The 26,262-nt window shown below is 49.6% G+C and carries 23 protein-coding genes; 22 read left to right on the top strand and 1 reads right to left on the bottom strand.

The window, feature by feature from the left end:
- Positions 1 to 15: 15 nt before the first annotated feature.
- Positions 16 to 504, top strand: coding sequence for a GNAT family N-acetyltransferase (locus BQ7367_RS12490; protein ID WP_072525738.1), 489 nt, complete (start codon positions 16 to 18; stop codon positions 502 to 504).
- A 59-nt stretch (positions 505 to 563) separates the two neighbouring features.
- Here the strand turns inward: BQ7367_RS12490 and sstT are convergent, their stop codons facing one another.
- Positions 564 to 1,796 carry a serine/threonine transporter SstT gene (gene sstT / locus BQ7367_RS12485; RefSeq protein WP_072525737.1) on the bottom strand — a complete coding sequence of 411 codons (1,233 nt, stop codon included), beginning with the start codon at positions 1,794 to 1,796 and terminating at the stop codon, positions 564 to 566.
- Between the two features lie 90 nt (positions 1,797 to 1,886).
- On the opposite strand from sstT, the gene BQ7367_RS12480 reads away from it, so the two are divergent.
- From BQ7367_RS12480 to BQ7367_RS12380, 21 genes are all read left to right on the top strand, one after another.
- Positions 1,887 to 2,432 (top strand): NUDIX domain-containing protein, encoded by a 546-nt coding sequence (locus BQ7367_RS12480; RefSeq protein ID WP_072525736.1) that lies wholly within the window; start codon positions 1,887 to 1,889, stop codon positions 2,430 to 2,432.
- Between the two features lie 214 nt (positions 2,433 to 2,646).
- Complete coding sequence (locus BQ7367_RS12475; protein ID WP_072525735.1) at positions 2,647 to 8,034, top strand: MBG domain-containing protein; 5,388 nt, start codon at positions 2,647 to 2,649, stop codon at positions 8,032 to 8,034.
- Positions 8,035 to 8,238: 204 nt separating this feature from the next.
- Complete coding sequence (locus tag BQ7367_RS12470; protein WP_235837598.1) at positions 8,239 to 8,721, top strand: pyridoxamine 5'-phosphate oxidase family protein; 483 nt, start codon at positions 8,239 to 8,241, stop codon at positions 8,719 to 8,721.
- Between the two features lie 114 nt (positions 8,722 to 8,835).
- Positions 8,836 to 10,197: a Trk system potassium transporter TrkA gene (gene trkA / locus BQ7367_RS12465; protein WP_072525734.1), complete on the top strand. Its 1,362-nt coding sequence runs from the start codon at positions 8,836 to 8,838 to the stop codon at positions 10,195 to 10,197.
- A 3-nt stretch (positions 10,198 to 10,200) separates the two neighbouring features.
- Positions 10,201 to 11,643 (top strand): TrkH family potassium uptake protein, encoded by a 1,443-nt coding sequence (locus BQ7367_RS12460; protein WP_072525733.1) that lies wholly within the window; start codon positions 10,201 to 10,203, stop codon positions 11,641 to 11,643.
- 28 nt (positions 11,644 to 11,671) lie between these two features.
- Entirely contained in the window at positions 11,672 to 12,262 is a 591-nt protein-coding gene (locus BQ7367_RS12455) for a hydrolase (protein WP_072525732.1), read from the top strand.
- A 30-nt stretch (positions 12,263 to 12,292) separates the two neighbouring features.
- A complete protein-coding gene (locus BQ7367_RS12450) occupies positions 12,293 to 12,592 on the top strand; it encodes a Dabb family protein (protein WP_072525731.1) in 300 nt (99 codons plus the stop codon).
- A gap of 44 nt (positions 12,593 to 12,636) precedes the next feature.
- Positions 12,637 to 13,941 (top strand): pyrimidine-nucleoside phosphorylase, encoded by a 1,305-nt coding sequence (locus BQ7367_RS12445; RefSeq protein WP_072525730.1) that lies wholly within the window; start codon positions 12,637 to 12,639, stop codon positions 13,939 to 13,941.
- 120 nt (positions 13,942 to 14,061) lie between these two features.
- Positions 14,062 to 14,304 (top strand): YabP/YqfC family sporulation protein, encoded by a 243-nt coding sequence (locus tag BQ7367_RS12440; protein WP_442855385.1) that lies wholly within the window; start codon positions 14,062 to 14,064, stop codon positions 14,302 to 14,304.
- A complete protein-coding gene (locus tag BQ7367_RS12435) occupies positions 14,301 to 15,551 on the top strand; it encodes a sporulation protein YqfD (protein WP_200786742.1) in 1,251 nt (416 codons plus the stop codon). Before BQ7367_RS12440 ends, BQ7367_RS12435 begins: the two co-directional genes overlap by 4 nt.
- Positions 15,526 to 16,518: a PhoH family protein gene (locus tag BQ7367_RS12430; protein ID WP_072525728.1), complete on the top strand. Its 993-nt coding sequence runs from the start codon at positions 15,526 to 15,528 to the stop codon at positions 16,516 to 16,518. Before BQ7367_RS12435 ends, BQ7367_RS12430 begins: the two co-directional genes overlap by 26 nt.
- A complete protein-coding gene (ybeY, locus tag BQ7367_RS12425; RefSeq protein ID WP_072525727.1) occupies positions 16,515 to 17,024 on the top strand; it encodes an rRNA maturation RNase YbeY in 510 nt (169 codons plus the stop codon). The genes BQ7367_RS12430 and ybeY overlap by 4 nt, the downstream gene beginning before the upstream one ends.
- A 23-nt stretch (positions 17,025 to 17,047) precedes the next feature.
- Complete coding sequence (locus BQ7367_RS12420; RefSeq protein WP_072525726.1) at positions 17,048 to 18,721, top strand: putative polysaccharide biosynthesis protein; 1,674 nt, start codon at positions 17,048 to 17,050, stop codon at positions 18,719 to 18,721.
- A 65-nt stretch (positions 18,722 to 18,786) separates the two neighbouring features.
- The gene (locus BQ7367_RS12415) at positions 18,787 to 19,164 is read left to right on the top strand and encodes a hypothetical protein (RefSeq protein WP_072526211.1); all 378 of its coding nucleotides are present in this window, start codon (positions 18,787 to 18,789) and stop codon (positions 19,162 to 19,164) included.
- 121 nt (positions 19,165 to 19,285) lie between these two features.
- On the top strand, positions 19,286 to 19,507 hold the full coding sequence (locus BQ7367_RS12410; protein WP_072525725.1) for a DUF896 domain-containing protein: 222 nt from the start codon (positions 19,286 to 19,288) through the stop codon (positions 19,505 to 19,507).
- The gene (locus BQ7367_RS12405) at positions 19,476 to 20,075 is read left to right on the top strand and encodes a 5-formyltetrahydrofolate cyclo-ligase (RefSeq protein ID WP_072525724.1); all 600 of its coding nucleotides are present in this window, start codon (positions 19,476 to 19,478) and stop codon (positions 20,073 to 20,075) included. The genes BQ7367_RS12410 and BQ7367_RS12405 overlap by 32 nt, the downstream gene beginning before the upstream one ends.
- Positions 20,045 to 20,227 (top strand): DUF4250 domain-containing protein, encoded by a 183-nt coding sequence (locus BQ7367_RS12400; protein WP_072525723.1) that lies wholly within the window; start codon positions 20,045 to 20,047, stop codon positions 20,225 to 20,227. The genes BQ7367_RS12405 and BQ7367_RS12400 overlap by 31 nt, the downstream gene beginning before the upstream one ends.
- A gap of 47 nt (positions 20,228 to 20,274) precedes the next feature.
- Positions 20,275 to 21,726, top strand: a complete 1,452-nt coding sequence (gene miaB / locus BQ7367_RS12395; RefSeq protein ID WP_072525722.1) for a tRNA (N6-isopentenyl adenosine(37)-C2)-methylthiotransferase MiaB — start codon at positions 20,275 to 20,277, stop codon at positions 21,724 to 21,726.
- Position 21,727: 1 nt separating this feature from the next.
- Entirely contained in the window at positions 21,728 to 22,789 is a 1,062-nt protein-coding gene (locus BQ7367_RS12390) for an ABC transporter substrate-binding protein (protein WP_072525721.1), read from the top strand.
- 243 nt (positions 22,790 to 23,032) lie between these two features.
- Entirely contained in the window at positions 23,033 to 24,532 is a 1,500-nt protein-coding gene (gene araA, locus BQ7367_RS12385; RefSeq protein ID WP_072525720.1) for an L-arabinose isomerase, read from the top strand.
- Between the two features lie 112 nt (positions 24,533 to 24,644).
- A complete protein-coding gene (locus tag BQ7367_RS12380; protein WP_072525719.1) occupies positions 24,645 to 26,240 on the top strand; it encodes a xylulokinase in 1,596 nt (531 codons plus the stop codon).
- The last annotated feature ends 22 nt before the right edge of the window (positions 26,241 to 26,262 follow it).

The raw sequence follows: 26,262 nt of genomic DNA, 5'->3' as shown, positions 1-26,262 counted from the left end.
ACAGAGAGGAAAACGATGCAGATCGTAAAAATAGAGGAAAATAAAAAAGAATATCTGGAGCTGCTGCTGCTGGCGGACGAACAGGAAGAGATGATCGACCGTTATCTTGAGAGGGGAGACATGTATGTTCTGGAAGAGGAGCCGGGAGAACAGAAGTGCGGTGTCACGGAGAATCAAGCACCGGGCGCAGGGAAGGCTGTCTGTGTTGTGACCGATGAGGGCAATGGGATCCTGGAGATCAAGAATCTGGCCGTCAGGCCTGATGTTCAGGATCAGGGATACGGCAGAACCATGGTCCGGTTTGTGGAGAGGGTTTACCGGGACCGGTTCCAGATCCTGCAGGTAGGAACAGGAGACAGTCCGGCTACGATCCCCTTCTATGAAAAATGCGGATTCCGAAGGTCCCATGTTGTCCGGAATTTTTTTACGGACCATTATGACCATCCTGTCTATGAATGTGGCAGACAGCTTGTTGATATGATATATCTGAAGAAGGAGTTGTGAAAAACGCCGTCCGTGATGACGCGGACGGCGTAGATATAAGCAGGATAAATGCAGTTGTGTCAGTTGTTGAGAGTGTGAGAATCCGACTGTTTCTTTCGCTTTAAGGACAATTCGGCCACTGCGGTGTACAAAACATCAGTGGATGAATTAATGGCCGTCTCACAGGAGTCCTGGATCACCCCCACAATAAAACCTGTGCCTACTACCTGCATGGCTATGGCATCTGAGATCCCGAACAGGCTGCAGGCAAGCGGCACCAGCAGAAGAGAGCCGCCGGCCACTCCCGAAGCGCCGCAGGCGCTGGCGGCAGAGAGCAGGCAGAGTATGATGGCGGTTGGAAAGTCGACGGAGATGCCGAGGGTGTGAACCGCTGCCAGGGTCAGGACGGAGATCGTTACAGAAGCGCCGCCCATATTGATCGTAGAACCAAGAGGAATGGATACAGCATAGGTATCCCGGTCCAGGCCCAGTTCCTCACAGAGTTTCATGTTCACCGGGATATTGGCGGCAGAACTTCTTGTAAAAAAGGCAGTGATCCCGCTGTCTTTCAGACATTTGAAGACGAGAGGATAAGGATTTCTACGTATCCCGATGAACGTGATCAGCGGGTTGACTACAAGAGCGACAAATGCCATACTGCCTACCAGAAGAAGGATCAGCTGTCCATAGCCCAGAAGGGAGGACAGTCCCTGTTCAGAGATAGTGGAGAACACAAGTCCGAGAACACCGAAAGGAGCACAGTTGATGACCCATCGAACGATCACCGACAGGGCATCGGCTATGTGCATGATAGAGTGTTTTGTTCCTTCGCCCGCTTTTCTCAGGGCAACTCCAAGAAGGATGGCCCAGGCAAGAATACCGAGATAGTTTGCATTTGCCAGTGCGTCCACCGGATTGGAGACAATATTCATCAGAAGACTGTTCAGTACTTCTCCGATTCCGCTGGGAGCGGCTGTATCTGCCGCGCTTTCTGTGAGTGAGATGGTGACGGGGAAGAGAAAGCTTGCGGTCACGGCAACACATCCTGCCAGAAAGGTTCCCAGCAGATAGAGAAATATGACCCGTTTTATTGTGCCCTGTTTGCCTTCTTTCTGATGGCAGAGGGCTCCCATTACAAGAAACAGTACCAGAAGCGGAGCGATGGCTCTTAACGCTCCGACAAACAGATCGCCAAGAAGAGCGATGGGCGTCAGCTGCGGCACTGTCAGCCCGAGTATGATCCCGATGATCAGCCCGCAGATAATCCGTTTGACCAGGCTGACCGAGTTCCATTTACTTATCAGTTTTTTCATTTTACCCATTCCTGTCTTTTCTTTTTTATTAACAGGAGTAGTATAACACAGTTCGTATTGTTTGGAACAGATTTATTTCAGGAGGTGTTTATGAAGATACCGGAAGTTTTAGAAACAGAGGAAGTGTTTACAGGAAAGATCACGTCCATCCGGCGAGATAAACTGTCAAGGGGAGATGGACAGACATTTATCCGTGAAACTGCTGTCACAGATGATTCTGTCGGTATTGTGGCGATGGATGACAAAAGGCGGATCCTTCTGATCCGGCAGTACCGGCATCCTGTGGGCCGCCCGTTGTGGGAGATCCCGGCAGGGCGCATGGACGTAGATGGGGAGAGCCCTGAGGAAACAGCGCTTCGGGAACTGCGGGAGGAGACAGATACATCTGCCGCTACGGTGCGTCTTTTGACTGTATTCCTGAATTCCGCGGGATGGACGACGGAGAAAACATATATCTATCTGGCGGAAGGCCTGAACAGTATGCCGGAATATGAACGGAAAAACGAGGAGGCAGATATTGAAAAGAAATGGATTTCACTTGAAGAGGCCTTTGAACAGGTGAAGGCAGGCCGGATCGGCGACGCTAAAACTGTGATCGGCATCCTTCTGGCGAAAGAACGGAAGACCGAGCAGTGAAAATCCACAGAAGGATAAGAAAAAATATTTGTCAGCACTTTCATTTTAAAAAGATATCTGGTAATATAGTATCGTGATATTTCAAATTTACACATAGGAAAACATATGCAGATAATGCGATCATATATACTTGGGGGACGGGAGTGTTTACAGAGGCATCAGAGAAGTATATCTTTGATGCTTTTTTAATAAAAGGATAAGGAGAGAAAGTGGAATGAAAAAACAAAAGGGTATTTTGAAAAAACTGGGAGCATTTACCCTGGCGCTGGCTGTACTGGGGAGCACCCTGTGGCAGTATCCGGGTACGGTGTCTGCCGCGGAAGAAGAGTTGGAGCAGACAGTGAACGCGGAGAATACGGAAGAGACAGAAGCTGTATGTATCTGCGACAGTCCGTGCGCTTTGGATTCTGTCCGGGGAGACTGCCCTGTATGCGGGACGGACGGAGCGGATCTGAGCCTGTGCGCAGGAAATGTACAGAAGAGTGATTCAGGGAAGGAAAAACTCCCGGACCAGTCCGCTGAAGAGCCGGAGAAAATTCCTTCTGAGGAGATGAAACCGGAGGAGAAGGAAGCAAAGGCAGCTGCGGAAGAAACTCAGATGCAGGCCGAAGAGGCAAATGAGGAAGGAAAGATCCAGGAACTTCCGGCAGAGAGTATCTCCTGGAATGACGGAACGCTTCCTGACAGCGATGAGCTGCTGGCAGGATATCTGCAGCAGCAGATGTACGCGGGCAGAAATGATGGCATAACTGTTCTGGGGGATTTCGGCCGGCAGGAACTGACCGGGGTGAACCTGAAGATCTATGAGGGACTGAAGCGGGAGATTGCCCGTATCGCGTCCGGAGAGAGGAGCAGCACTGTCATCGAGATCCCGGTGGCGGATCTGGGGCTGACAAAGACAAGATGGACGGCCGAGGAACTGGGAGTTACTACAACGGACGAACTGCTTGCAGCGGTGCAGGAGGAGACAGGACTTGATATTTTCCTTGCCACGGACTATCTCCTGGTAGACTGTCCTTATGAACTGTACTGGTATAATAAAACAGCGGGAGGCGGCGTCAGGATGTCGTCGGGTATCTATTATACTCCCGGACTGGCCCCGGACTCCTGGGTGGAATTGCGAGGACCGTTGACCTATTCTTTCAGTGTTGCCACAGAATATCAGACTTCCGGCGGAGACAGATATACTGTAGATACTGCGAAAACGTCCGCTGTCAGGAATGCCGTTGACTGTGCGCAGCAGATTGTGGCCGACAATGCGGCTAAAACAGACTACGAAAAACTGCTGGCTTATAAAAATGAAATATGCCGGCTGGTTTCATATAATCACAGCGCGGCAGAGAACCCGAATACCCCCTATGGAAATCCATGGCAGCTGATCTGGGTATTTGACGGGGACTCAGGAACGAATGTCGTGTGTGAAGGCTATGCGAAAGCCTTTCAGTATCTATGTGATCTGACTGCCTTTACGGGCAGCATCTCCTGCTATACGGTAACGGGCACTATGGGCGGCGGCACCGGAGCCGGCGGACATATGTGGAATATTGTTACAATGGAAGACGGCAAAAATTATATCGTGGATGTAACCAACTGCGATACGGGAACTGTGGGCGCGGATGACGGGCTGTTCCTGAACGGGCTGTCCGGAAGCTGGGACACACAGTACATCTACCGGCGGGGCGGATCATCTGTCTGGTACGTATATGATCCAGACGCGGTGAACATGTACGGGGAGAGCATTCTGACATTATCATCAGAACGATATTCTCTGCCGGAACCTGTTGTTACGATCAGCGGACAGAACACTGTTTCCTACGGGGATACACTGACTCTTTCGGCTCAGGTGAGCGGTACGAGTGAAACTGCGACATACGAATGGTTCCAGGGAGAACAAAAGATTACCGGACAGACAGGTGCTGTCTGTGTCATATCCGGGTTAAATGCCGGCGAGACTCCCTACGCGTTCCGGGTGGAGGCGACGGTCGGAGAAAAGGTGTTAGAAAGCGAAATTTTTTATGTCACGGTCAACAAAGCACAGCCATCCTGTACCGTACCGACCGGGCTGAAAGCAGTTTACGGACAGAAACTCAGTGAGATCGTACTGCCTGCTTCGGAAGGAGCAGACATAACACCTGGAACATGGACATGGGACACACCGGAAGTGCTGGTGGGAAATGTGGGAACTCATACATTTTCCGCGACATTTACTCCGTCTGACCGGCAGAATTTCACGACGCTGAATCAGGATGTACAGGTGACTGTCAGCGCCGCGGTTCCGGAGCTTGTATTTGCCGCGCTGGTCCAGGAATATATTTATACAGGAAGCCAGGCCGAGATCGAAGATCCGGAAGTGACGCTGGTGAACGGAGAAACATATACCGGAGTAATCTCGTATTCTTATATAGAGGAGGAAGATTCGGACAGACACTCAGGCCTTCCGTCAGATGTGGGAACCTATACCGTCTACGCCGGTATAAGCGCGCAGGGAAATTATACGGCGGCGGAAGCTTCCTGTACGTTAGAGATCAAATATCTGGATTTTGACGGAAACGGGATCCTCTACAATGGAACGGACAGCAGAGAAACGTGGTATGGACAGCCGGTGGATGTGTCTGCGGACGGATATCTGGTAAGTGACAAACTGACGGGCCCATACTATGAACAGTATACAATCGGACTGCCCTCTGAAGACGGAAATGTTTCCAGGACGCTCTATTTTAAAAACACAGCGGGACAGATCACTTCAGGACAGAATGTGACGGTTGGATTTGATGTAACTGCCCCGGAGGGACAGATCAAGCTCGGAGCCAGATGGTGGCAGGAGTTCCTGAGTTTTATTACTTTTGGAAACTACAGGGTAAATGATCCCCAGATCCGGATCCAGGCTGAAGATAATTCCAGCGGTGTGGGGAAAGACGGGATCCGGTACTTTGTTTATACCGGTGAAGAACCCTATACTGATGTGGAAGCTCTGGAAGCAGCGGATGTTTCCTGGACAGTCTATGACGACGGAAACAGGCCGGCAGTAACAGCAGATACAAAGACGGTAATTTACGCGAAACTGACGGATAATGCAGGAAATACATCCTATATCAGCTCGGAAGGAATCATTCTGGATACCGCCGCGCCTGTGATCGGAAATGTTGAAATCATTTCCGGGACCCAGAATCAGGGGGAAGCGGCATTTGACGTTAATGAAGCGTGCGCCTATTATTATGTGGTCCTCCCGGAGAATATGCCGGCCCCTGCGGCAGCTTCCGTAATTGCGACAGTGGATAAAAACGCGCCCGGAGCAGAAGGAGGAACCCAACTTGAAGCAGTCACAGCTTCCGGAAGCGGAAGTGTGACGGACTCCATGCTCACAGACGGGAAAGGCAGCGCAAAGATAACGATCACCGGACTTCAGGCCAATACTGCATATTATGTTTATATCGTGGCAGTGGACCGGGTTCTGGATATTTCCTCCAGTTTCAGCGGAATAGAGAGCGGCAATGCAAGCGGTGTGTCCTCCTGCAGATTAAAGACGGGAATGACAGATATTTCAGCGGCAGAACTGAAACTGAAGGGGCAGGCTGTCTATGGAAATACACTGGAAGCTCAGATCGACTGGACCACGATTTCAGATCCGGGTACGCTGACCTACCGATGGTATCGCGGTGACGCAGAGATCGCTGGTGTTTCGGGCGAGACTTATGTACTGGACAGAGAAGATATCGGCCAGACGATCCGTGTGGAAGTAACAGCAGAGAACTGCTACGGAACGCTTAGAGCGGCCATCGGGGAGAGTGAAAACGGGGCAGACCGGGTGGAAAAAGCAGACTGTCCGGAAGTCAACGAAGCTCTGGACGGCACAGTAGACGATACAAAGGGCATCGATGTTTTCCGGTTTACCGGCAGAGCGGGCGTGCTCTATGAATACAGCCTTGACGGCGGAAACAGCTGGACAGATGTGACGGACGGGATGACGGAGGAAGCAGGGGAGATCCTGACCGGAACCATCCCGATCGGAAATGTGGTATACGCAGAAGGAGTTGTGCAGGTCCGGGCCCGGGAGACGGATGTCTATAAAGCAGGAAGGGTCATCTCCAACACAACTGCGTTTACCGCATCTTTGGACGGTACGGTTGTTCTCAGTGGAAACGCAGTCTACGGGGACACGCTGACGGCTCAGGCGTCAGGAACTCAGGAGGATACAGAGCTGACGTACAGTTTTTACCGGGACGGTGTGTCTGAGGCGGTTCAGACGGGAGCCAGTACGGAATATGTTTTAACAGAAGGGGATATCGGCAGAGAGATCTATGTAAAAGTGACAGCGCAAGGGTATACAGGAGAACTGGTTTCGAGCCATACGGCCGCTGTAGAAAAACGACCGGTTACAATTATGGCAGACTCTTTGACAAAAGTGTATGGAGAGGATGATCCGGAGCTGACCTATACGATTTCTTCCGATACACCGCTCGCCAGGGGAGACGTTCTAAGCGGAACACTGGTGAGAGAAGAAGGAGAAGATGTGTCTGAATACAGGATCGGACAGGGCTCTCTGACAGAGGAAAATAATCCCTGTTACAAGATCTCTTTCACGGAGGGAATTCTGAAGATCCGTCCGCTGGCCCTTGACTGGGATGTGTCGGAACTTCTTGCGCTTGATAAAGAAACCGGTATTGAAAACGGAAAAGCAACGCTCTATGGTGCGTTAAAGGTATCCGGCATCCTGTCTGCCGACCGGGAAGACGTGATTTTTACATGCCCGGCGGATGTATTGAGCGGAGTTTATGCTTCTGTAGACGCAGGCAGACAGAGAGTCACCCTGACGTGGGCAGACGCGGAGCACCCGGCAGAGCTTGAGGGAGAAAAGGCGGGCAATTATATCCTGCCGGCATCTCTTCCCCAGATCACCGGAACAATCCATGAGGTGATTACGGATCTGCCTCTTCTTCCGGAGTCCACAGAGAACCGGGAATACCGACTGGAAGTGGAGATCGGTATTTCAGAAGTACCGGACGCGTTGAGGGGAACAGAAGATCTGAATACCCAGGACAAGATCGACAGGCAGATGAGGCTGGCGATCCAGAATCAGACAAGTGATATAGAGCCCGGAAATATCGTAGTGTACGATATTAGTCTCTGGACCAATGTGAACAATACCGGATGGGTGAAGGTGGAAGATGAAGACTTCCCGGAAGGCGGGATAACCGTTACGTTGCCCTATCCGTCGGGAACAGGGGAAGCCACCCATGATTTTACCGTGGCACATATGCTTACCGTGGACAGGGGCGGCCTGAAAGCCGGGGATGTTGAGTATCCTTCTGTGACAAAGACAGAAGAAGGGATCCGGTTCAGACTCATGTCACTGTCTCCGGTGTCCATCGGATGGAAGGAAGCGTCCAAAGAAACTGGTGAAAATACAGGGGATGGAAACGGCACACAGAACAACAGCGGAAACAATTCCGGAAATGTCACTGCCGGACCTTCTTCCACTGACAGACCGGCATCTGCCGCAACGGGAGATGACAGCCCGATCGCGCTGCATGTGATTCTGGCGGCAGCGGCAGCCCTGGGGATCGGAGTGATCCTTGTGATCATAAAGAAAAAAAGAAAGTAGCTGAATAACAGGCTGGCCGAAAACCGCCTCAACCATGTTTCAAAGCAGCATGGATGAGGCGGTTTTTATACGGAACAGCGGTTTTCCTGCTTTGAGCGCAGAGCTTTTCATGTGATTTCGTGCAAACTTGTGGGATTGTCCCGGAGTTATAGAAGCGATATAATGAAGAAAGAAAAAGAGAAAGTGGTAAAATCAATGAGAAAGATGAGATTGTATAAAAGGGAGATCAAAGATAAACATATCTTGCGGGAAATTGTGGCTGAATGTGATGTTGTCCGTATTGGAGCCATGGATCAGGAAGGAATGTTTATAGTTCCGGTCAACTTCGGGTATGAGTTTTTGGATGACGGGGACACAGAGCGGCTCATCCTGTACTTTCATGGGGCACCAGAGGGCAGGAAAGCCGAAGCTTTTGAAGCGTGCAGACAGGTGGCTCTGGAGATGGACTGTGGACATAGGCTGATTACCGGAGACTATACGTGCAGCTATTCCTACGCCTACAGAAGTATTATGGGAAATGGAACTGTGGAACGGCTGGATTCGGATGAACAGAAAATATACGGGCTTACAAAGGTTATGGAGCACATGGCTTGCGGGGCAGCGATTGATTTCAACAGAAGTATGCTGGAAAGGGCCGCGGTCTACCGGATCACTGTGGAGAGCTTTACAGGAAAGGAAAGAAGCTGAATATACATCTTGAATATAAAGTAAGAAATGCTATAATATTCCTGACGCTTTCATGCGGATCGAGAATATAAACAGTGAGGGCCCTGTTTTGTTCAGGCATACAAGGGAGGAAATATGAAGATCATCATTATCGGATGCGGCAAGGTCGGAAGCACTCTGGCAGAAGAATTGTGCGAGGAGGATCACGAGCTGGTCGTGATCGATAAGAATCCAAGGAAGATACAGCAGTTGTCCGAGAGTGTGGATGTGATGGGATACGCCGGAAACGGGTCGAGTATCCAGGTACTTTCAGAAGCGGGGGTAGAGGAAGCGGATATTCTGATCGCGGTTACCGGTTCTGATGAACTGAATCTGCTGTGCTGTCTTATCGCGAAAAAAGTGAGCCGGTGCCACACCATTGCCCGTGTGCGCAACCCGGTATACAACAAGGAAATCCATTTTATCAAGAAAAAACTCGGGATCTCCATGATCATTAATCCGGAGTTTGCCGCCGCGCTGGAGATTTCCCGGCTGCTTCGTTTTCCATCGGCCATTAAGCTTGACACTTTTTCAAAAGGCAGAGTGGAACTGCTGAAATTCAAGCTTCTCCCGGAATTTGGCCTCGGCGGCATGACTGTGGCAGAAGTCATGGAAAAAATGCGCTGTGATGTACTGATATGTGGAGTGGAAAGAAATGGACAGGTGTTTATCCCGGACGGAGATTTTATTCTCGAAGATACGGACCTGGTGTCTATTATCGCTTCCCCGAAGAATTCAAGTCTTTTCTTTGAAAAAGTCGGCGTACATATGCACAAGGTGAAGAACGCGCTTATTGTGGGCGGAGGCACCCTGGGATATTATCTGGCGGCCATTCTTTCCGATATGAAGGTCAAGATAAAGCTGATAGAAGAAAAGAAGGACCGGTGTGAGGAACTCAGCGAACTGCTGCCTTCTGTTACTGTCATTTATGGGGACGGAACGGATAAAAAGCTTCTTCTGGAGGAGGGGCTGGCACAGGCAGAATCCTTTGTGACTCTCACGAATCTGGATGAAGAGAATATCCTTCTGAGTCTCTTTGCCAAGAAGATATCCCGCGCGAAGCTGGTTACCAAGGTAAACCGGATCGCGTTTGATGACATTGTGGACGGACTGGATCTGGGCAGTGTGATCCATCCGAAATATATAACTTCTGACTATATCCTGCAGTATGTAAGAGCCATGGGAAATTCGCTCAGCAGCAATGTGGAGACACTTTACCACATTCTGGACGGCCGGGCGGAGGCTCTGGAGTTCGCCGTGAGGGAGACTTCTCCGGTGACAGGGATCCCACTTTCAGAACTTCGCCTGAAGAAAAATCTTCTGATCGCGTGTATCAACCGCAACGGAGAGGTACACATCCCGAGAGGACAGGATGTGATACAGCCGGGCGACACGGTGATTGTTGTTACTACAGTGAAAGGACTGACTGACTTACGGGATATCGCGGCCGGGAGATAAGAGATGAATTTTTCTATCGTAAAATATATAATAGGATATGTTCTTGTTTTTGAGGCGGCATTTATGGCGCTGCCGTGTGTTGTGGCTTTGATCTATCAGGAGAGCGAGGGATGGGCGTTTGTCATAACAGGACTTCTCTGCCTTCTTTTCGGGCTGCTGCTTTTCCGGAAAAAACCTGAAAACCGGATCTTCTATGTGAAGGAAGGTTTTGTGACGGTGGCACTGAGCTGGATCGTTATAAGTATAATGGGAAGCATCCCGTTTTTACTTACAGGTTCTATTTCAGATCCTATTTCCGCCCTGTTTGAGACGGTTTCCGGTTTTACAACTACGGGGGCCAGTGTAGTGTCAGATGTGGAGGCCCTTTCCAGATGCGTGTTGTTCTGGAGGAGTTTTACTCACTGGATCGGCGGTATGGGTGTGCTTGTATTCCTGCTGTCGATCATACATGTAAAAGGAAGCGGTTCTCATATGAACCTGATGAAGGCGGAAAGCCCCGGGCCTTCTGTCAGTAAACTGGTGCCGACTGTCCGGTCTACAGCGAAGATCCTGTATCTGATATATGTATTATTGACGATACTGGAGATCATTTTTCTTGTGATCGGCAGGATGCCTTTGTTTGACGCGCTGACAATTTCTTTCGGGACAGCCGGAACCGGAGGATTCGGGATCAAAAATGACAGCATGGCCGGGTATTCCCCATATCTGCAGGTGGTTGTTACAGTTTTTATGATCCTGTTCGGAGTAAATTTCAGCGCTTATTTCCTGATCCTGAGAAAGAAATTAAAACAGGCATTTTCCATGGAAGAAGTGAGGTATTATCTCTTGATCATACTGGCTTCGATCGGCATCATCAGTCTGTCGATCCATGATATGTACAGTTCTGTGGGAGAAGCCGTACGCCATGCGGCCTTCCAGGTAGGATCGATCATAACGACCACGGGATATGCCAGCACAGACTTTAATTTATGGCCGGAGGTACCTAGGACAATTCTGGTCCTGCTGATGTTTGTGGGCGCCTGTGCCGGGAGTACCGGAGGAGGCATCAAAGTATCCCGTCTGGTTATCCTGGTGAAGACGATTAAAAAGGAGCTTTATACACTTCTTCATCCGCGGAGTCTGAAAAAGCTTAAAATGGACGGACATGCGATCGAGCATGAAACGGTGCGTTCTACAAATGTATTTTTAATCGCATATGTACTGATCTTTGTGTTTTCTGTCCTGCTGGTCGGTTTCGACGGACATGATCTGATTACGAATTTCACAGGTGTGGCCGCGACGCTGAATAATATCGGGCCCGGCCTGGAACTGGTGGGGCCTACTCAGAATTTCTCGGTTTTCTCCGGCGGCGCGAAACTTGTCCTGATCTTTGACATGCTGGCCGGGCGGCTGGAAATATTCCCGTTGCTGCTTCTTTTTATGAGAGATACGTGGAGAAAATTTTAAAAAATAAAAAGAAAAGGAAGGGGATAATATGACAGATAATATTACAAGAGAAGAAGCAATCGAACTTCTGAAAAAGTATAACAAGGAGCCCTTTCATATCCAGCATGGGCTGACCGTGGAAAAAACGATGCGTTTTCTGTCACATGAGCTGGGATATGGTGAGGAAGAGGATTACTGGGGACTTGTCGGACTTTTGCACGACATTGACTTTGAGATGTATCCGGAGGAACATTGTGTAAAAGCACCTGAACTTTTGAGAGAGGCGGGGATAGGAGAAGATATGATTCATTCTGTCTGTTCCCATGGATACGGGATCTGCTGCGACGTAAAGCCGGAACACGAGATGGAAAAGGTACTCTTCGCGGTGGATGAGCTGACAGGCCTGATCGGCGCCGCGGCTCTTATGCGGCCTTCCAGAAGTGTTATGGATATGGAAGTTAGCAGCATTAAAAAGAAATTCAAAGACAAACGCTTCGCGGCCGGATGTTCCAGGGATACGATCCGGACTGGCGCGGAAAATCTCGGATGGGAGCTGAATGAACTGTTTGAGAAGACACTTAGGGCCATGCAGTCCTGCGAACAGGAGATCCGGGAAGAAATGGAAAAAATCGGTTTATAAAATTGATCACAGTCACAGGAGGAAAATAGAATGGTCCATCATATTGTAATGTGGAAATTTAAACCTGAAATAGAAGAAAATAAGCGACCGGAGCTGAAAAAGGCCATGAAGGAGAGTCTGGAAGGGCTTGTGGGAAAGGTGCCGGGGCTTTTAAGTCTGGAATTCGTGGATGCTCCTCTGGAAACCAGTACCCATGATATCGCGCTGGTGAGCACGTTGGAAAAAGCCGAAGATGTCGCAGTGTATGCCAAACATCCGGCCCATGTCGCCGCGGCGGATACGTATATAAGGCCTTATGTGACAGAGAGAGCCTGTCTGGATTATCAGTAATATAAGATTCTCTTAAGAAGATGTTGTTACAGGAGGGATCCGCCATGAATATGTGCGATCTGATCGTAAAGAAGAAAAGGGGAAACTCCCTTAAGAAGGATGAGATCCGTTGGATGATACAAAAATATACGGACGGAGAGATCCCCGATTATCAGATGTCTGCCATGATGATGGCCATCTGCTTTGTAGGAATGACAGACGAAGAGACGACGGAGCTGACGCTTGCCATGGCCGAAAGTGGAGATATGCTTGATCTCTCTGGAATAAAAGGTATTAAGGTGGACAAACACAGTACCGGCGGTGTGGGAGACAAGACCTCTCTTGTTCTCGCTCCTCTGGCTGCCTCTGTGGGCGTACCGGTGGCGAAGATGTCCGGACGGGGTCTGGGACATACCGGCGGGACCATCGATAAGCTGGAAAGTTTTACCGGATTTTCCACATCTCTTTCACCGGAACAGTTCATCCATAACGTAAATGAGTTTCATATAGCGATCGCGGGGCAGACAGCAGATCTTGCTCCGGCGGACAAAAAGCTTTACGCGCTTAGGGATGTAACCGGGACAGTAGACCAGATGTCCCTGATCGCATCCAGCATTATGAGCAAAAAGCTGGCTTCAGGATCCGACGCGATCGTGCTGGATGTTAAGACCGGGGATGGCGCTTTTATGAAGAACATGGAGGATGCCCGGGCTCTGGCGCAGGAGATGGTGAAGATCGGACGACTGGCAGGAAGAGACGTGACGGCGGTTATTTCAGATATGGACCAGCCGCTGGGATATGCAGTGGGCAATGTGCTGGAGGTCAGGGAGGCCATCGAGACCTTAAGAGGCAGAGGACCGGCAGATCTCAGGGAGCTGGTGCTTACGCTGGGATCTTATATGACAGTGAAAGCAGGGATAGCTTCCAACCCCGGGGAGGCACGGCAACTTCTGGAGCAGTCTCTTGAAAACGGACAGGCATTTCAGGTGTTCAAAGAGTTTATCCGGGCACAGGGCGGAGACCCGGAGGAGGCAGAACACCCGGAGCTGCTGGCTTCTGCCAGATTTATCGAGGAAGTTCCGTCTCCGGAAGAAGGGTATGTATCGGATATCCACACAGAGGAGATTGGGAAGATCTGCCTGATGCTGGGCGGAGGAAGAAAGACCAAGGACAGTCAGATCGATCTGTCCGTGGGGCTGGAGCTTTGCAGGAAAAAAGGCGATCCGGTAAGGAAGGGCGAGCCTTTGGCCAGGATCCACGCAAATGACAGAACACTTCTTGGTGAGGCGGAGAATATGCTGGCGGATGCCTTCCGGTTTTCAGAAGAAAAGCCGGAAGTGGAACCGCTGATCAGAGCCATTATAGAATGAACAGGACAGGAATATGAATAGGACAGAACATGCCGCACATATACTCTTTATAAAAGGCGTATGTGTGGCATTTTCATGGGGAGAGAAGAGATAAGACAGAAACTGGCATCGGCTGCAAGTATGCCGAAAGATGTAGTCATGGGAGCCCCGGTAGTCACGGCGCTGGGAAATTTTGAAGTGTGCGTGGAGAATTATCGGGGCATTACAGAATATACAGACACTCTTGTACGTGTACAGACAAAAGGAGGTCAGATCCGTCTGACAGGGAAAGGGCTTCAGGTAGAGTATTATACGAACGATGAGATGAAGATCACAGGAGAGCTCCATATGATCGAATTCCCGGATGGGAGGAAAGAGGATTGATCCGTTCGTTTATCCGATGGCTGAGAGGATATGTAAAAATACGAATTGAGGGATACTCCCCGGAACGTTTTTTAAATATGTGCCGTTTTCATCAGATCTTTCTCTGGGGCCTGTCCCCTGTCGACGGCGCTTACGAGGTGTATCTGACAGTTCATGATTTCAGACAGCTGAAACCTTTGGCCAGAAAGGCCAGGACACGGGTAACTGTAAAAGAAAGACGAGGATTCCCGTTTTTCGCGGCGCGTTATCGAAAAAGAAAGCTTTTTTTTACAGGACTGGTTTTGTGTGCCGTGCTTCTAAAAGTGTACTCGCTGTTTATATGGGACATTCATTTTGAGGGAAATGAAAAATGGACAGATGAAACGCTTGTGGAGTTTTTGGAGACAGAGGGAGTAACCCCGTTTATGCTGAAAAGCCGGGTCGACTGTCCGGGCATTGTAAAAGCGATTCGGAAGGGATATAATGATATCGTTTGGGTTTCTGCGTCCATTGACGGAAGCCGGCTGAAGATCCAGGTCAAAGAAAATGAGGACACCTTCCAGGAGGAAGAAATATCCGAAGAAGAGAAACCTACGGATCTGGTGGCTGCCGCGGACGGAGTTATAACGGACATGGTCACCCGCTCAGGTGTTCCCCAGGTCCATGTGGGAGACACTGTAAAAAAAGGCGATATCCTTGTTCTGGGGAGAATGGAAGTCTTAAATGACAGCAAGGAAGTGACAGCGTATCAATATCAGAAATCAGACGCGGATATATTTGCCGACACACAGATGGAATATTCGGACAGTATGCCTCTGACATACAGGGAGAAGGTCTATGACGGGAAAAAGAAATATCAGGGGTTTCTACGGCTGGCTGACTGGACGATTTCCGTGGGCAGCATTAAAAACAAGTATAAAAACAGTGAAGTGTTTACAGAAGAGATGCAGCTGAAAGCAGGAGAAAATTTTTATCTTCCGGTATCCTGCGGCGTGAAGACAGTGAAATCCTATTCCTTTACGGAAAAAGAGTATTCACAGGACGAGATCAGGCAGCGCCTGAGTCAGAATTTTAAACGGTTCTGTGAAGATTTAGAGGAAAAAGGTGTTCAAATACTGGAAAATGATGTTAAAATACAACTGTATGAAAATTCTGCCGTCGCCTCAGGCACGCTATATGTGAACCGGCGGATCACAGCAGAGGCGGATACAGAAATTCTGACAATAGAAAGGAAAGAAACAGATGAGTCTGTCGGAACTGATCATTGATATACCGGCTGAACATGAGGCAAATGTGTTCGGACAGTTTGACGCATATGTAAAAAAGTTAGAGAGGACGTTCCATGTCACCCTGATCGCCAGAGACGGGAACACGAAGATCGTAGGGGAGAGCGGGGCCGCGGAAAAAGTACAGCGGATTCTGACCCAGCTTATCGAACTGTCAAAACGGGGAAATACGATAACAGAACAGAACGTAGATTATGCCATCTCCCTGGTGTTTGAAGACCAGGAAGAAGGGATCGTCGCCATCGATAAAGACCTGATCTGCTACACCCTTCAGGGCAGACCGGTCAAACCGAAAACCCTGGGACAGAAGAAATATGTAGACTCCATACGGGAGGGGATGATCACGTTCGGACTGGGCCCGGCGGGGACCGGAAAGACGTATCTTGCCATGGCCATGGCTATCACAGCGTTTAAGAAAAATGAAGTGGGACGCATTATCCTGACCCGACCGGCGATTGAGGCGGGAGAGAAACTGGGATTCCTTCCCGGAGATCTGCAGAGCAAGATCGATCCCTATCTGAGGCCTCTGTATGATGCTCTTTATCAGATCATGGGAGCGGAAAGTTTTCTTAAAAACTCCGAGAAAGGGCTCATCGAGGTGGCTCCGCTGGCCTATATGAGAGGGCGGACACTGGACAACGCTTTTATTATCCTGGATGAGGCGCAGAACACAACGCCTGCTCAGATGAAAATGTTCCTGACCAGGATCGGATTTGGCTCAAAGGTAGTCATCACAGGGGATTCTACCCAGAAGGATCTCCCGGCAGGAGCGACTTCCGGGCTGGATGTCGCTGTAAAGGTAGTACGGGGACTGGAAGGGATCAGCATATGTAACCTGACCAGCAAGGATGTAGTCCGGCATCCTCTTGTACAGAAGATCGTCAAGGCATATGAAGACTACGAGCAGAAGTCCGGCAGCGGAAAGAACAGCAGGAGGAGAAGAACATGAGTCTGTTTATTGAAGAAGAAGGGGAGGTCCGGCTGCCCTTTGATGTCCGGGCGGCAGCTGAGCTCGTGACAGAAGCGGCGCTGGAACTGGAAGGATGTCCCTATGAAGTGGAGATCAGCCTGCTTCTTACAACGGATGAAGAGATCCGGCGAATGAACCGGACCCACCGGCAGATCGACCGGGCGACGGACGTGCTGTCCTTCCCCATGCTGGAATATGACAGGCCGGGCGGCTTCCCGGGGTTAGAGGAAGCCGGTGAAGATCTGTTTGATCCGGACTCCGGAGAGCTGGTCCTGGGAGATATCGTGATCTCGAAAGACCGGGTGCTGGCTCAGGCAGAAGAATACGGACACTCTGTGCTGAGGGAATACACTTTCCTCATCGCGCACAGCATGCTCCATCTGTTTGGATATGACCATATGGAGGAGGGAGAACGCCTTCTTATGGAAAAACGTCAGCGAGAGATCATGGACAAGATCCATATACCGCGCGGGGAGAACATTTGAGACACAGTACAAGGAGGACTTATATGTCTGAGACACCAAGGAACAGAACCAGAAAAGGCAGAAATGATGACTATCTGGCTCAGGGAGCGATCCTGGCTGCCGCTGTAGTAATTACAAAAGTGATCGGTGTTGTATACCGGATCCCGCTTACCAACATACTGGGAGATGAGGGAAACGGGTTTTATGGATATGCATACCAGGTATATGCTATTGCTCTGATGCTGTCCTCACTGAGTCTGCCTACTGCTGTATCGAAACTGGTATCTGCCAGAATGGCTGCAAATGAGCGGAGAAACGCTTTTCGTGTATTTCTGTGCTCCCTTATCTTTTCACTGATAGTAGGACTGATCGCGGCTCTCGCAATCTTTCTGGGAGCGGGAGCCATTTCCGAGTATATGATGAAAGCGCCTTTGAGTATCTATGCCCTGCGGGTTCTTGCTCCATGTCTCCTGATTGTAGCCGTGATGGCTGTGATCCGCGGGTATTTCCAGGGGCTGGGAACGATGGTGCCTACAGCAGTTTCCCAGATTATCGAACAGATTGTAAACGCGGTGGCCAGTATTATAGGGGCAAGCGTACTGTTCGGCATTGGAACAAGAGCGGGGGAAAAGGCCGGAGAGGAACTTCTGGGACCGGCTTACGGGGCCGCGGGCGGAACGCTGGGAACGGCGCTGGGAGCCGCGTCAGGGCTTTTATTCCTCCTCTTTGTCCTGTGGCTGTTCAGAGGAGGGATTAAAAGACAGGTCAGGAGAGACCGCACCGGAAAACGGGAGGCCTATTCTCATATTCTGAAAGCCCTTATACTGACGGCAGTGCCGGTTATATTCAGTACCGCGATCTACAATATCAATCAGATCCTGGATCTTACGATATTCAATCATATCCTGGACGCTCAGGGGTATACGGAGCAGCAGTATATGGCTTTGCAGGGAATTTATACAGGGAAATATGATCCGCTGATCAATGTTCCCATGTCCGTTCCATATGCTCTCAGCGCGTCTATCGTGCCGAGTCTTACCGCGGTTGTGATGGCGGGGAAGAGAAAGAGAACATATTACCAGATCGACCAGACCCTGCGGCTGACTACCATTATCACCATGCCAAGCTGCGTGGGCTTTATTGTCCTGGCCTCCCCGCTTATGGTGCTTCTGTACAATGACTCCGGAAGGACACCCGCCAATCTGCTTATGATGGGAGCCGTGGTGGTTGTTCTCTATGGATGGTCTACCATAACCAATTCCGTCCTGCACGGACTGAATTATATGTCCAGTCCTGCGAAAAATGCCTGCGTGGCGCTGGCCATTCATCTGGCAGCCCTGGTCCTTATGCTGACTGTGTTCCAGATGAATGTCTACGCTCTTGTAGGGAGCAATATTGTATTTGCTCTTGTGATGTGCTGGCTGAACCAGCGAAAGATCCGACAGGTGTGCGGATACAGGCTGAATGTAGCCCGGATCTTCCTGAAACCACTTATCGCTTCCGCGGTTATGGGAATCGTTACATATGCGGTATTTCTGGTACTGGATCTTCTGGTTGGAGGAAGGGTGATACCGGCTGTGATATCCATTCTGATTGCCGTCGTGGTGTATGTGGTGGTCATCCTGAAGATCGGGGGCCTTTCCGCGGATGATATTGAAGCCCTTCCGATGGGAGCCAGACTGCTGAGGATCTGCCGCAGACTGCACCTTATGCCATAGCCGGATATACAATTGAATAAAAAGACAGAAAAAGCCAATACTGTATGAAAAAAGGAGTGGAAATCATGAAACCCAGATACATTGTTGGCTTTTTTGTCGTATTTCTGATCGCGGGAATCCTTCTTACCGCAGGATATCAGATCTCCTATGACCACGCTATGGAAAAGCAGTCTGCCCGGGCAGAGGAGGGATTTTCTGACACTGAGAGCATAGCGGCCGAAGGAGAGGCTGTCAAAAACGAAGAGAGCGAAGAGGAAGGGTTCTGGCTGTGCGAGCTTCAGGGATTTGTGGTTGTATATTTAAGTGACAGGAAAACAATCTATGAGTTTACAGAAATCCCGCTTACCGATCTTCCGGAAGAAGTACAGCAGGAAGTTGCAGAAGGCAGATATGTCAGAACAGCAGAGGAACTTTACGCCTTTTTGGAGAACTATTCGAGTTAAGAGAGAAAGAGGTTGTCCTTATAACTGCCGGTTTGGCTGGACTCAGTGGCGTAAATAGTGTATAATACTGTTCTGCCGGCCTTCTGCGGAAGGTGAAAAACACAGGATAAGAGGATAAATCATGGATCAGAAAAAGATACAGAGAATCAATGAACTATATAGAAAATCAAAAGCGGAGGGGCTTACAGACGCAGAGCGGAAGGAACAGAAAATTCTTCGGGAGGAATATCTGGAGGCAGTCAGACGCAATCTCCGGGGGCAGCTTAATAATATTGATATTGAAGAGAAAGACGGAACGGTTGTGAATCTGGGTGAAAAATACGGAAACAAAAAAGGAAACTAGAAAACGGTATCTTAAGATCAGAGAAGAGATTCCGGAAGCCGCAAGGAAGGCGGCTCAGCAGAAGATCGTGGAGCGCCTGATTTCCTGCCCGATTTATGAGAAAGCGGACAGGATTTACAGTTATGTATCTTTCGGCAGTGAGGCAGACACTTACGTGCTTATGGAAGAATCGATCAGGCGCGGGAAAAAAGTGGCGGTCCCCAAAGTACTTGGACCCGGGAAAATGGAGTTTTATTATATCGGGGATACGGGTGATCTGAAACCTGGATTTGCTTCTATATTGGAACCTGCCTCCCGATGCAAAAGAGCTCCTGTTCCGGATCAGAGCTCTCTGGCTATCGTACCAGGTTCAGTATTTGACCGAAAGGGGGTCCGGATCGGATATGGAGGCGGATATTATGACGTTTATCTCTCAGGCTGTCCACAGTGCGTGCGGGTGGCACTTGCCTTCAGTGTTCAGTGCGTGGAAGGGGACCTTCCGTCAGATCCTCATGATATCAGGATGGATGCCATCATTACAGAAAAGGAGTTGATCAAATGTTCAAAGGACTTCCCGGAGATCCGGTGATGCTTCTGGGCGTCGTCAACACGAAATTAAGAGATTTTTATTCCTCTCTGGATGCGCTTTGTGACGATATGCAGATAGACAGAGAGGAGCTGACAAAAAAACTGGGACTTATCGATTATACATACGACCCAGTGAAAAATCAGTTTGTTTAACGCGCAGACGCAGGCACAGATCTTACAGGTAAGAGGAAGAAAAAATTATGGAAGACATCAGATCAAAAGCGGCTGATCCAGAGGCTGTGATCCCTGTATCAGAACCGGAACGACAGTATTTTTATATGGACAGGGCGGCGAAACTTCTGAAGGAGATGAACAGAAAAGCCGGCAGGCCGCTGACTTTTTGTGTCACTACATTCGGATGCCAGATGAACGCCAGAGATTCGGAAAAATTGGCCGGGATACTGGAGAAGACGGGTTACATAGAGACAGCAGAAGAGGAAGCGGATTTTGTAATCTACAATACATGTACTGTGAGGGAGAATGCCAATCTGCGGGTATACGGGCGGCTTGGACAGCTTGGGCGCAGGAAGAAAAAAAATCCTCATATGATGATCGCGCTCTGCGGATGTATGATGCAGGAACCGGAGGTTGTCGAGAAGTTAAAGAAAAGTTATGGATTTGTGGATCTGATCTTTGGAACTCATAATATCTACAAGTTTGCCGAACTTCTCGTGACACGGCTGGAATCCGGGCGTATGGTTATCGATATCTGGGAGGATACAGATAAGATCGTGGAAGATCTTCCAAGTGAGCGGAAATACTCATTTAAGTCCGGGGTCAATGTCATGTTCGGATGCAATAATTTCTGCAGTTACTGTATTGTGCCGTATGTGCGGGGACGGGAGAGAAGCCGGGATCCCAGGGCTATTATCCGGGAAATCGAGAGGCTGGCGGAAGACGGAGTGGTAGAGGTAATGCTGCTGGGGCAGAACGTCAACTCCTATGGGAAGACACTGAAAGATCCTGTGAGCTTTGCGCAGCTTCTAAGAGAAGTGGAGAAAGTGGAGGGTATCGAACGGATTCGTTTTATGACGTCTCATCCGAAAGATCTGTCGGATGAGCTGATCAGGGTCATGGGAGAATCCAGGAAGATCTGTCCGCATCTGCATCTGCCGGTACAGTCAGGCAGTACCCGTATTCTGCAGCGAATGAACCGGCGGTATACGAAGGAAGACTATCTGCGGCTGGTAGAAAAGATAAGGGATGCAGTCCCGGACATTTCGCTGACTACAGATATTATTGTCGGTTTTCCGGGAGAAACCGAGGAAGACTTCCTGGAAACGCTGGATGTAGTCAGAAAAGTACGCTATGACAGCGCTTTTACCTTTATCTACTCAAAGAGGACGGGAACACCTGCCGCGGTGATGGAAGACCAGGTCCCTGAAGATGTGGTAAAGGACCGGTTTGACCGACTGCTCTCAGAGGTTCAGAAGATCTCAGCGGAAATGTGCGCAAGGCATGCGGGAGAGGTACAGAAGGTCCTTGTGGAGTCAAAAAATGAGCATGACAGCAGCATGATGACCGGAAGACTGGGCAATAATCTGCTGGTCCATTTTCCGGGGGACGAATCACTGATCGGCCAGATCCTGGATGTCAGGCTCAATGAGAGCAGGGGATTTTATTATATAGGGGAGAGAGTGGAGGAAAAGTAAGATGAAGAAGAAATGGGTAGCGGCTGCCGGAATCGTATTGGCGGCCGCTATCGCTGTTCTGTCGGCGACGACCGGGACATTCTATTTCCGGAAGGACAGCACGGAAGAAGAAAAAGTGGAAAAAGACCCGATTTCGATCGGCTTCTGTCAGGTGGGGGCAGAGTCTGACTGGAGGACAGCAAATACCAGGTCCATAAAAAGGACATTTACACCGGAGAAGGGATATGATCTGATCTTCGAGGACGGCAGGCAAAAACAGTCAAATCAGATTAAGGCGATTCGCGGATTTATACGGCAGGGTGTGGATTATATTATTTTTTCTCCGGTCGTGGAACGTGGTTGGGACAAAGTTCTAAGAGAGGCAAAACAGGCGGGTATCCCGGTAATTATCATTGACCGCATCGTGGATGTGGAAGATGACAGCCTTTACACGGCCTGGGTGGGGACAGATGTCTATATGCAGGGAAGAAAAGCATGTGAAGCATTACGGCAGTACGTAGAAAACAGCGGGATCGGCGAGGTAAATATTGTCCATATACAGGGGACAATGGGGGCAACTCCCCAGATTGCCAGAACACAGATGCTGGAAGAGGCGGCAAAAAAGTACGGATGGAATCTTCTGGCCCAGGAATCGGGTGATTATACAGAGGCAAAGGGCTATGAGGTTATGTCAGAGATGCTGGAAAAGTATGATGATATTAATTTTGTCTACTGTGAGAACGATAACGAGGCTTTCGGGGCGATCGAGGCTATTGAGGCCTCCGGCAGGACCGTGGGACCGGGAGGCGATATCCAGGTGATCTCATTTGACGCGACGGCAGAAGGACTGCGCTATGTACTGGACGGGAAAATTCTTGTAGACGCAGAGAGCAATCCGGATCAGGGACCTGAGTGTGAGAAAATTATCAGTCAGCTGGAAAAGGGAAAAATACCGGAGAAATACCACCGCATGGAAGAACAAATATTTTCCAGCTCTTCTGATATCAGTACATTGAACATCAATGGACAATTGTATGATATCGAACCGGTAAGTGAAGGGCTGATCCTTACGCGGGATTATTAAAAGGCACTTAGCGGACGAAAACAAAAAATATTCAATCTTTGTCGTAAAAAAACAAACAAAAACAGAAGAGGATGAGAAAAAAATAAAATAATCCTCCCTTTTGCGAAAGATTCTTGATTTCCGGAATGAGAAAAATTGGATATATTAAAAATGGATCAGCGCCGGAAATGTTCTTTATCTTTCATATGATACAAGGCATGGTGCGGCACGTGAGAAAAAACAGTACAGAAGGGAGACAATGGGATGTTAAAGACGAAAAAATATCAGTTCTGGTTCTGCACAGGATCGCAGGATCTGTATGGGGATGAGTGCCTCGCACATGTGGCAGATCACTCAAGAAAGATTGTAGAGGAACTTAATGCTTCAGGAAATCTTCCATATGAAGTTGTGTGGAAACCGACTCTGATCACCAACGAACTGATCAGGAAAACATTTAACGAAGCCAATATGGATGAGAACTGTGCGGGGGTGATTACATGGATGCACACATTCTCTCCTGCCAAATCATGGATTCTGGGACTGCAGGAGTACAGAAAGCCTCTGCTTCACCTGCACACACAGTTCAATCGGGAGATCCCGTACGACTCCATTGACATGGATTTCATGAATGAGAATCAGGCCGCCCATGGAGACAGAGAGTACGGCCACATTTTCAGCCGTCTTCATATGGAACGCAAGGTGATCATGGGATACTGGGCAGATGAGGATGTGCAGAAGAAGATCGGATCCTGGATGCGGACGGCGGTTGGTATCATCGAGAGCAGCCATATCCGTGTTATGCGTATCGCTGATAATATGAGAAATGTGGCAGTCACAGAAGGTGACAAGGTAGAAGCTCAGATCAGATTCGGCTGGGAAGTGGACGCTTATCCGGTGAATGAGATCGCCGCTGAGGTGGAGAGTGTTTCCAGGGGAGACATCGACGCGCTTGTTCAGGAATACTATGACAAATATGAGATTCTTCTGGAAGGAAGGGATGGGAAAGAATTCCGTGAGCATGTAGCTGTACAGGCAGGGATCGAGATCGGATTTGAAAAATTCCTGGAGGACAGAAATTATCAGGCGATCGTGACTCATTTCGGAGATCTGGGATCTTTGAAACAGCTTCCGGGCCTTGCGATCCAGAGACTGATGGAGAAGGGGTACGGATTCGGCGCTGAGGGGGACTGGAAGACAGCCGCTATGGTACGAGTCATGAAGATTATGACAGAAGGCATGAAGGACGCCAAAGGAACGTCCTTTATGGAAGATTATACATACAATCTTGTTCCAGGCAAAGAGGGGATCCTTCAGGCACATATGCTGGAAGTGTGTCCGACGATCGCTGACGGAAGGATCATCATCCGGGAGCAGCCACTTTCCATGGGAGAAAGAGAAGATCCGGCAAGACTGGTGTTTACAGCCAAGACAGGTTCTGCTGTTGCCACATCTCTGATCGATCTGGGTGACCGTTTCCGCCTTATCATCAATAATGTGAACTGCAAGAAAGTGGAAAAACCGATGCCGAAGCTGCCGGTCGCGACCGCGTTCTGGACACCGGAACCGAACCTTCAGACAGGAGCGGAGGCGTGGATCCTTGCGGGAGGAGCACACCACACTGCGTTTTCCTATGACCTGACGGCGGAGCAGATGGGAGACTGGGCTGAATTTATGGGTATCGAGGCCGTTTACATCGACAAGGATACGACCATTCGCCAGTTTAAGAACGAACTTCGCTGGAACAGCGCGGCATACAGGAGATAGAAAACCAGACAGGGGCCGGTACCATCCGCCGAAAACTGCCGGAGACGCGGCCGGCAGACCGGCGTCTGGGATCGGCCCCTGACTCAGTATATACTGACAGGAGAGTGTGAATATGAGCAATGTAAAAGAAATGATAGAGGAAGGCAGGGCCGTCCTCGGAATTGAATTGGGATCGACTCGGATCAAGGCTGTACTTATCGATGAGGAGCATAATCCGATCGCTTCAGGAGATCATCAGTGGGAGAATCGTCTGGAGAACGGTATCTGGACATATACACTGGAAGATATCTGGACCGGCGTTCAGGACAGTTACAGAAATCTGGTTCTGGATGTAAAAGAAAAATATAATGTGAAGCTTTGTAAACTGGGAGCGGTGGGCTTCAGCGCGATGATGCACGGGTATATGGCCTTCGATAAGGAAGGAGAGCTTCTCGTGCCTTTCCGTACCTGGAGAAACGGGATCACAGGAGATGCCGCGGAGGCTCTGACGGAACTGTTCCATTTTAATATTCCTCAGAGATGGAGTATCGCGCATCTGTATCAGGCAGTCCTCAACAAAGAGGAACATGTGCCACAGGTAGACTTTTTTACGACCCTTGCAGGTTATATCCACTGGAAGCTGACCGGAGAAAAAGTGATCGGGATTGGTGACGCTTCCGGAATGTTCCCCATCGATGTAGATAAAAAGAATTATGACGAAAGCATGATGGACCGGTTTGATGAGCTCATGCAAGAAGAAAATCTGCCCTGGAAGCTCAGAGAGATTCTGCCAAAAGTCCTGACAGCAGGGGAGAATGCAGGAGTTCTGACGAAAGAAGGGGCGGCGCTTCTTGATCCCAGCGGCATCTTGGAGGCCGGGTGTCCCCTTTGCCCTCCGGAAGGTGACGCGGGGACCGGGATGGCTGCCACCAACAGCGTGGAGAAAAGGACAGGAAACGTGTCTGCAGGCACTTCTGTATTTGCCATGGTGGTACTGGAAAAAGAACTTGAGAATGTTCATCCTGAGATCGATCTTGTCACGACTCCGGATGGAAGCCCTGTAGCCATGGTACACGCAAATAACTGTACATCCGATCTGAACGCGTGGGTCGGCCTCTTCCGGGAGTTTGCCGAGAGCTTCGGAATCGATGTGGATATGAATCAGCTGTTTGGCACGCTGTACAATAAAGCGCTTGAAGGCGACCCGGACTGCGGAGGCCTTTTAGCCTACGGTTATCTCTCAGGAGAAAATATTACAGGTGTGGCGGAAGGACGTCCGATGTTTGTCAGGACCCCGGAGAGCAGATTTAATCTGTCGAATTTTATGCGGGCTCATCTTTTTACCGCGCTGGGCGCGTTGAAGGTAGGGATGGATATTCTACTGAAAGAGGAACATGTGGCGATCGATACGATCCTGGGACATGGAGGACTTTTTAAGACAAAAGGCGTCGGACAGAAAATACTGGCAGCGGCCATCCATTCTCCTGTATCTGTTATGGAGACTGCAGGTGAGGGAGGCCCGTGGGGTATGGCGCTGCTTGCCTCCTATATGCTGCACAGAACACAGGGAGAGACTCTGGGTGCTTATCTCGACAGTAAAGTTTTCGCAGGCAGCAAAGGTGTAAGTATGGATCCCGATCAAAAGGATGTGGACGGATTTGACACATTTATCGAGAGATATAAAAAAGGGATCGCCATTGAGCAGGCCGCCGGAGAATATCTTGACTGAATCTGTGTAAAAGGAGAAGAAT

Origin of the sequence: Clostridium sp. Marseille-P3244 (assembly GCF_900120155.1) — a bacterium.
Classification (GTDB): Bacteria; Bacillota; Clostridia; order Lachnospirales; family Lachnospiraceae; genus Mediterraneibacter.
The sequence above is the reverse complement of the archived record's forward strand: the minus strand, read 5'-3'. Positions and strand labels throughout refer to the sequence as shown.

Bases quoted from the DNA above. Each gene is read 5' to 3' on its own strand.
- BQ7367_RS12490 (WP_072525738.1), top strand. From the start codon at position 16: ATGCAGATCGTAAAAATAGAGGAAAATAAAAAAGAATATCTGGAGCTG.
- sstT (WP_072525737.1), bottom strand. From the start codon at position 1,796: ATGAAAAAACTGATAAGTAAATGGAACTCGGTCAGCCTGGTCAAACGG.
- BQ7367_RS12480 (WP_072525736.1), top strand. From the start codon at position 1,887: ATGAAGATACCGGAAGTTTTAGAAACAGAGGAAGTGTTTACAGGAAAG.
- BQ7367_RS12475 (WP_072525735.1), top strand. From the start codon at position 2,647: ATGAAAAAACAAAAGGGTATTTTGAAAAAACTGGGAGCATTTACCCTG.
- BQ7367_RS12470 (WP_235837598.1), top strand. From the start codon at position 8,239: ATGAGATTGTATAAAAGGGAGATCAAAGATAAACATATCTTGCGGGAA.
- trkA (WP_072525734.1), top strand. From the start codon at position 8,836: ATGAAGATCATCATTATCGGATGCGGCAAGGTCGGAAGCACTCTGGCA.
- BQ7367_RS12460 (WP_072525733.1), top strand. From the start codon at position 10,201: ATGAATTTTTCTATCGTAAAATATATAATAGGATATGTTCTTGTTTTT.
- BQ7367_RS12455 (WP_072525732.1), top strand. From the start codon at position 11,672: ATGACAGATAATATTACAAGAGAAGAAGCAATCGAACTTCTGAAAAAG.
- BQ7367_RS12450 (WP_072525731.1), top strand. From the start codon at position 12,293: ATGGTCCATCATATTGTAATGTGGAAATTTAAACCTGAAATAGAAGAA.
- BQ7367_RS12445 (WP_072525730.1), top strand. From the start codon at position 12,637: ATGAATATGTGCGATCTGATCGTAAAGAAGAAAAGGGGAAACTCCCTT.
- BQ7367_RS12440 (WP_442855385.1), top strand. From the start codon at position 14,062: ATGCCGAAAGATGTAGTCATGGGAGCCCCGGTAGTCACGGCGCTGGGA.
- BQ7367_RS12430 (WP_072525728.1), top strand. From the start codon at position 15,526: ATGAGTCTGTCGGAACTGATCATTGATATACCGGCTGAACATGAGGCA.
- ybeY (WP_072525727.1), top strand. From the start codon at position 16,515: ATGAGTCTGTTTATTGAAGAAGAAGGGGAGGTCCGGCTGCCCTTTGAT.
- BQ7367_RS12420 (WP_072525726.1), top strand. From the start codon at position 17,048: ATGTCTGAGACACCAAGGAACAGAACCAGAAAAGGCAGAAATGATGAC.
- BQ7367_RS12415 (WP_072526211.1), top strand. From the start codon at position 18,787: ATGAAACCCAGATACATTGTTGGCTTTTTTGTCGTATTTCTGATCGCG.
- BQ7367_RS12410 (WP_072525725.1), top strand. From the start codon at position 19,286: ATGGATCAGAAAAAGATACAGAGAATCAATGAACTATATAGAAAATCA.
- BQ7367_RS12400 (WP_072525723.1), top strand. From the start codon at position 20,045: ATGTTCAAAGGACTTCCCGGAGATCCGGTGATGCTTCTGGGCGTCGTC.
- miaB (WP_072525722.1), top strand. From the start codon at position 20,275: ATGGAAGACATCAGATCAAAAGCGGCTGATCCAGAGGCTGTGATCCCT.
- BQ7367_RS12390 (WP_072525721.1), top strand. From the start codon at position 21,728: ATGAAGAAGAAATGGGTAGCGGCTGCCGGAATCGTATTGGCGGCCGCT.
- araA (WP_072525720.1), top strand. From the start codon at position 23,033: ATGTTAAAGACGAAAAAATATCAGTTCTGGTTCTGCACAGGATCGCAG.
- BQ7367_RS12380 (WP_072525719.1), top strand. From the start codon at position 24,645: ATGAGCAATGTAAAAGAAATGATAGAGGAAGGCAGGGCCGTCCTCGGA.